At 46.9% G+C, this 7191-nt stretch carries 7 protein-coding genes; all 7 read left to right on the forward strand.

All coding sequences use genetic code 11. The annotated features are described in order from the left end of the window. Positions 1-227 (forward strand): hypothetical protein (locus PN499_RS03360; RefSeq protein WP_272030272.1); only part of this gene is annotated, 227 nt, incomplete at its 5' end. A gap of 338 nt (positions 228-565) precedes the next feature. Then, the gene (gene rpsL, locus PN499_RS03365; protein WP_007354328.1) at positions 566-955 is read left to right on the forward strand and encodes a 30S ribosomal protein S12; all 390 of its coding nucleotides are present in this window, start codon (positions 566-568) and stop codon (positions 953-955) included. 236 nt (positions 956-1191) lie between these two features. Further along, entirely contained in the window at positions 1192-1662 is a 471-nt protein-coding gene (rpsG, locus tag PN499_RS03370; protein ID WP_272030273.1) for a 30S ribosomal protein S7, read from the forward strand. Between the two features lie 242 nt (positions 1663-1904). Continuing rightward, a complete protein-coding gene (gene fusA, locus PN499_RS03375) occupies positions 1905-3980 on the forward strand; it encodes an elongation factor G (RefSeq protein ID WP_272030274.1) in 2076 nt (691 codons plus the stop codon). A 192-nt stretch (positions 3981-4172) separates the two neighbouring features. Beyond that, a complete protein-coding gene (gene tuf, locus PN499_RS03380; protein ID WP_272030275.1) occupies positions 4173-5402 on the forward strand; it encodes an elongation factor Tu in 1230 nt (409 codons plus the stop codon). A gap of 154 nt (positions 5403-5556) precedes the next feature. Beyond that, on the forward strand, positions 5557-5874 hold the full coding sequence (gene rpsJ / locus PN499_RS03385) for a 30S ribosomal protein S10 (RefSeq protein WP_007354332.1): 318 nt from the start codon (positions 5557-5559) through the stop codon (positions 5872-5874). 163 nt (positions 5875-6037) lie between these two features. Continuing rightward, entirely contained in the window at positions 6038-6808 is a 771-nt protein-coding gene (locus PN499_RS03390; protein ID WP_272030276.1) for a class II glutamine amidotransferase, read from the forward strand. Positions 6809-7191: the final 383 nt, after the last annotated feature.

Consider the following 7191-nt stretch of genomic DNA (forward strand, 5'->3'; position numbering starts at 1 on the left):
AGGGAAATCGGAAAAATATGGCTTTGTTGTTTTTGCTTCTTCGTTGTTCTCTCTACTACTTCCGCTACAAATTTGAACGATCACCATTATCACCATTAATTACAATAGTCCCGACAGTTTTTAGAGAAACGGCCCAAACCTTTATTCTACCGTTGGCGATGCCTGCGGCTGGCTGCGCCTACGCGACCATCTTGGAGCCCCAAATCCGCATTCTACCGTTGCATTAATATAGATTTCAGCCACCATTGCGCTTCTGTCCCAACTAACTAACGATCCGTATAATTCTCCCAGCCTTTTTATTTACTTAATGGAAATTAGCCATAAATAAGGTTTATTACTAATTAAAACAGCTCTTTTAACTCACTACACCGCCCAGTCACCGCTTCCCAATCCCAAATTCCCAAATCTCTTGCCAAAAACAGTTAAGTCATTTACAATGGAAGGTCTGGTATCCCCACCCAAACATATTTCCCCCAAAATCCCATCCCTGCCAAGGGGAAGGGTATTTCAGTGCGGATTCCATTTAAAGTAGAAACTAGCGACAAAGCTAAACGAGCCTTAACTCATGCCCACTATTCAGCAACTTATTCGCTCTGCACGAGAAGAAACGCAGAAAAAGACTAAATCCCCAGCTCTCAAGAGTTGCCCTCAGCGTCGTGGGGTCTGTACAAGAGTTTACACGACCACACCCAAAAAACCAAACTCAGCACTGCGGAAGGTAGCGCGGGTGCGCCTAACCTCTGGTTTTGAAGTAACAGCCTACATTCCCGGCATCGGTCACAACCTCCAAGAACACTCAGTTGTGATGATTAGAGGCGGTCGGGTCAAAGACTTACCAGGCGTGAGATACCACATTATTCGTGGAACTTTAGACACCGCCGGAGTAAAAGACCGCAAACAAGGACGCTCAAAATACGGAGCCAAACGTCCCAAAGCTGGCGCTGCCAAAAAATAAGCATCTAGCCGCGATCGCGGAGTTAAAGGCGACAACACTTACTGATTATTTTTCAGCTAAGTCAGATAGCAACCGCCAAGGTAACTAAAAAGTTCTGAATTGCTGAAACCATTGCTTTTATTTCCTTGTGCCCTCTGCTATATAGCCCGCAAAGTTCCTCAAAGCCTGTGGCGATCTCACGCATCTGGGCCCAATCAAAAAGCCAAAATCAAAAATCACGCATCCAAAATTAAACTATGTCTCGCCGTAGGGTTATTCAAAAACGTCCGATTCCCGCTGACTCGGTTTATAACAGCCGCCTAGTCACGATGATGGTACGCCGCATTATGCAAAGTGGGAAAAAATCAGTTGCCTCAAACATTATTTACGATGCGATGAAAACCATCCAAGAACGGACGGGTGGCGATCCGCTGGATCTGTTTGAAAAAGCTGTCAAAAATGCAACACCTCTGGTAGAAGTGAAAGCGCGGCGGGTAGGCGGCGCAACCTACCAAGTCCCAATGGAAGTGCGCTCTGACAGAGGCACTGCTTTGGCCTTACGTTGGTTGATCCGGTTTGCACGGGCTAGAGCTGGTCGCTCCATGTCGATTAAGCTAGCGAATGAATTGATGGATGCCGCCAATGAAACGGGCAGTGCCATTCGTAAGCGCGAAGAAACCCACCGGATGGCAGAAGCAAACAAAGCTTTTGCCCACTATCGGTACTAATTTTAGAGACTGGGGATGCTGGCAAGAGAGGAATAAAGCTTACCTGTAGCCATCTCTCAAAACTCCCAACTCTTCCCCAGTTGCCTTGGGCTTTTAGCAAATGTTTGTGTGAACAAATCTTGCAAAAAATATTAAAATGTAACAGTAAACTCCATGTACGAGTCAGCAATATCGGTTGTTATGACTCGATATTATGTAGTATTATTGTAATATAACAGCAACACAAACTAAAGGAGGTAGCTGTGGCACGTTCCGTCCCGCTTGAGAGAACACGCAATATTGGTATTGCCGCCCACATTGATGCGGGCAAAACAACAACGACTGAAAGAATCCTGTTTTATTCCGGCGTGGTTCACAAGATGGGTGAAGTCCACGAGGGAACAGCAGTTACCGACTGGATGGCTCAAGAGCGGGAGCGTGGAATCACCATTACTGCCGCTGCCATTACTACCAGTTGGAAAGATTACAAGATTAATATCATTGATACTCCGGGTCACGTAGACTTCACAATTGAAGTTGAGCGATCGATGCGGGTATTGGATGGAGTAATCGCCGTATTTTGTTCAGTCGGCGGAGTCCAGCCCCAATCTGAGACAGTCTGGAGACAAGCCGATCGCTATAAAGTACCTCGGATTGTATTCGTAAACAAGATGGATCGCACGGGTGCGAACTTCTATAAAGTTTACGCTCAGATTTGCGATCGCATGAGAGCCAACGCCGTCCCCATCCAGATCCCCATCGGTAGCGAAAGCGAATTTAAAGGGATTGTCGATTTGGTAAAGATGAAAGCCTACATCTACACCACCGACCTCGGCACCGACGTTGAAGAAACCGAAATCCCCGAAGACCTCAAAGAGTTAGCCCAAGAGTATCGCACCAAATTGATCGAATCGGCGGCAGAAACCTCCGACGCTCTAATGGAAAAATACTTTGAAGGGCAAGAACTCACAGAAGCAGAAATCATGTCTGCCCTGCGGAAAGGCACGATCGCAGGTACGATCGTCCCCATGCTATGCGGTTCCGCCTTCAAAAACAAAGGCGTGCAGCTCTTGCTAGATGCAGTGATCGACTACCTACCCTCCCCCTTAGAAGTTCCCCCAATTCAGGGAACCTTGCCCAACGGCGATACAGCCGAACGGGGAGCCGATGACAATGCGGCAATGTCCGCCTTGGCATTCAAAATCATGGCAGACCCCTACGGCCGTCTGACCTTCGTGCGAGTTTACTCCGGCATCCTCAAAAAAGGCAGCTACGTGATGAACTCCACTAAGGACAAAAAAGAGCGGATTTCTCGCTTAATCGTTCTTAAAGCCGACGATCGCATTGAAGTAGACGAACTTCGTGCCGGCGACTTAGGAGCAGCCTTGGGTCTCAAAGACACCTTTACCGGCGACACGCTCTGCGATGACACCGCTCCCATTGTGCTGGAGTCTTTGTTCATCCCCGAACCCGTGATTTCCGTAGCGGTGGAACCCAAAACCAAAGCCGACATGGAGAAACTCTCCAAAGCTCTGCAATCTCTCTCCGAGGAAGATCCTACCTTCCGAGTCAGAGTTGACCACGAAACCAACCAGACAGTCATCGCCGGTATGGGCGAACTCCACCTGGAAATCTTGGTTGACCGGATGCTGCGAGAGTTCAAAGTCGAAGCCAACGTCGGCGCACCCCAGGTAGCCTACCGCGAAACCATTCGCAAAGCCGTCCGCGCTGAAGGCAAATTCATCCGTCAAAGCGGCGGTAAAGGTCAGTACGGCCACGTCGTCATCGAACTGGAACCTGGGGAACCAGGAACCGGCTTTGAATTCGTCTCCAAAATTGTTGGTGGCGCTGTACCCAAAGAGTACATCGGCCCCGCAGAACAAGGGATGAAAGAAGCTTGCGAATCCGGCATTGTCGCTGGCTATCCAGTGATCGACCTTAAAGCCACGATGGTAGATGGGTCTTACCACGATGTAGACTCCTCCGAAATGGCATTTAAGATCGCCGGCTCAATGGCCATCAAAGAAGCCGTGATGAAAGCAACGCCCGTGCTGCTAGAGCCTATGATGAAAGTAGAGGTCGAAGTGCCCGAAGATTATATCGGGAACATCATCGGCGACCTCAACTCTCGCCGGGGTCAGATTGAAGGTCAAGAGACGGAACAAGGACTTGCCAAAGTTGCGGCCAAAGTTCCTTTGGCACAAATGTTTGGTTATGCCACAGACATCCGCTCGAAAACCCAAGGTCGCGGGATCTTCACAATGGAATTCAGCCATTACGAAGAAGTCCCCCGCAACGTGGCTGAAGCCATCATCGCCAAGAGCAAAGGGAACTCTTAATTGTTAGTGGTTAGGGATTAGTAGTTAGTTGTGAACTCAAAGCAACTCACTACCGATCGCTAACAATTAACTACTGACAACTAATTGTTAGTGTTAGCGTTAGTAGTTAGTTGTGAACTGAAAGCAACTAACAACTAACTACTAACAACTAACTACTAACAACTGACAACTGACAAAGGAACAGAATCAAGAATGGCACGCGCAAAATTTGAACGGAACAAACCCCACGTAAACATCGGCACTATCGGTCACGTCGATCACGGCAAAACAACTTTAACTGCCGCAATTACGATGACTCTATCTGCACTGGGTCAGGCAAAGGGTAAAAAGTATGATGAAATCGATGCTGCGCCTGAAGAAAAAGCGCGAGGTATCACCATTAATACAGCTCACGTTGAGTACGAAACCACAGCTCGGCACTATGCCCACGTTGATTGTCCCGGACACGCTGACTATGTGAAAAACATGATCACCGGTGCGGCTCAAATGGATGGCGGGATCTTGGTGGTATCAGCGGCAGACGGCCCCATGCCTCAAACTCGCGAACACATCCTGCTAGCTAAGCAAGTCGGTGTTCCTAGCCTTGTTGTCTTCTTAAACAAGGAAGACATGGTAGACGACGCAGAACTACTAGAACTGGTGGAACTGGAAGTTCGGGAACTCCTAAGTTCTTACGATTTTCCTGGTGATGATATCCCCATCATCACTGGTTCGGGATTGAAAGCTCTCGAAGCGATGGCTGCCAATCCCAAGACTGTAAAGGGTGATAATGAGTGGATTGATAAGATTTACAAGCTGATGGAAGCAGTGGATACTTACATCCCCACGCCGGAACGCGAAATTGATAAGCCCTTCTTGATGGCAGTTGAAGACGTATTCTCGATTACTGGTCGGGGTACTGTTGCTACTGGCCGGATTGAGCGCGGAAAAATCAAAGTCGGCGAAACTGTGGAATTGGTGGGTATTCGGGACACTCGCAGCACTACCGTGACTGGCGTGGAAATGTTCACGAAGTCTCTGGAGGAAGGTCTGGCCGGCGACAACGTGGGTCTGCTGCTCCGGGGGCTTGAAAAGAAGGATATTGAAAGGGGCATGGTGATTGCTAAGCCCAAATCGATTACTCCTCATACTCAGTTTGAATCTGAAGTTTATATCCTCAAGAAGGAAGAAGGCGGCCGACACACGCCGTTTTTCTCTGGCTACCGCCCTCAGTTCTACGTCCGCACGACGGATGTAACTGGTACGATCAATCAGTTCACCAGTGATGATGGTAGCGAAGCTGAAATGGTGATGCCGGGAGACCGCATCAAAATGACAGTGGAACTGATCAACCCGATCGCTATTGAACAAGGGATGCGTTTCGCTATTCGCGAAGGTGGCCGCACCGTAGGTGCTGGCGTTGTCTCCAAAATCCTCAAGTAGGACTCCGCTAAAATTAGGTGGAGCAGAAAAGCGGCAAAATGTCAATAAGCTTTTCTGCTCTTCTAATTTGTAGTTAACAGTTAACAGTTAACGGTTAAAAGTTAACGGTTAACAATAAAAAAACAACTGAACCTAGAAAACTAAAGAAAATCAAATGGCAACTATCCAACAACAAAAAATCCGCATTCGCCTCAAAGCCTTCGATCGCCGTATTCTTGACGCATCTTGCGAGAAGATTGTAGATACAGCAAACCGGACTGCGGCAACTGCGATCGGCCCGATTCCCTTACCTACGAAACGGCGGATATTCTGTTTGCTGCGATCGCCCCACGTTGATAAAGATTCACGGGAACACTTCGAGACTCGTACTCATCGCCGCATTATCGACATTCATCAGCCTTCCGCTAAAACTATTGATGCTTTGATGAAACTGGACTTACCAGCCGGTGTGGATATTGAAGTGAAACTTTAGATTAGTTTCTGGCAATTTGTAAGGGCGAAGTGTTTGCATCAGGGAAATTCTGTTTTTACAGAGATTCGGGGGCAAATAGTTCGCCTTTACACATAAAATAAAGATAATATTAGAGATAATATTAGACATAATTATTAATCTCAATTCCAGAGATCCAAAATCCATGTGCCAACTGCTAGGAATGAACTGCAATGTGCCAACGGATATTTGCTTTTCTTTTGAGGGATTTTCTGCAAGAGGTGGCAAAACAGATATTCACGCTGACGGTTGGGGCATTGCCTTTTTTGAAGGCTTGGGATGCCGTCTGTTTTTAGAAGCTCAACCTTCCGTCAGTTCTGCTGTAGCCAAATTGTTGCGGGGCTATCCTATCCATTCTACTAATGTAATTGCCCACATCCGTAAAGCTACTCAAGGTGAAATTACTCTAGAAAACTGTCATCCTTTTCAGCGGGAACTGTGGGGCCGCTATTGGGTATTTGCTCATAACGGCAATTTGCTAGAATTTGAGCCTGAAAATGCAGGTTTTTATCAAGCAGTCGGTCAAACTGACAGTGAAAAAGCATTCTGTTTGATACTAGAAACTTTGCGGCAACACTTTCCTCAAAGTAAACCTCCTTTAGAAGAACTTTATTCAGTTCTCGCAGATATTAGTAAAATTCTGGCAGCAAAAGGTGTATTTAACTATTTGTTTTCGGATGGAGAACACTTATTTGCACATTGCTCAACGCTACTAAGTTATATTGTGCGTCAAGCGCCCTTTGGTACTGCTCATTTAGTTGACGAAGACTTAACTTTAGATTTTCGAGAGTTGACGGGGGAAAGCGATCGCGTGGCTGTAATTGCTACTGTTCCGCTTACTGATAACGAAGTGTGGACGCAGATGCAACCGGGGGAAATGTTAGTATTTCAGGATGGATTGCCACTCAAATTTTAAGGCGAATATAGAGGTTTTCGGTTGCAAGATCGCAGGGTAATGGGTAATGGGTAATTGCTAATTGGTAACTGGTAATTATAGCAGGAGACAGAAGAAGGAAGAAGGCAGAAGGCAGAAGGCAGGAGGCAGAAGGCAGAAGGCAGGACGAAAATTCAATGCTTCGCTCGCAATGACAGATCGTAAGTAATTTGCCGGACATGATATCACTTGCGGTCAATTACCGTTCAAACGTAGAAAAAGCTCTTGGGAGTCTTGCCGTGTTTCGACCCCAAGAGCTTTTTCTTTTAACTTAGAACTTAAACCTACTCCTCACACAAATCAATCATCTATCAAAAGATCGTAAATGTCTCTACCTCTAAAGGAATACTTACGTAACGCCGCCC

This window comes from Kamptonema animale CS-326 (assembly GCF_028330895.1).
Taxonomy (GTDB): domain Bacteria; phylum Cyanobacteriota; class Cyanobacteriia; order Cyanobacteriales; family Microcoleaceae; genus Kamptonema; species Kamptonema formosum.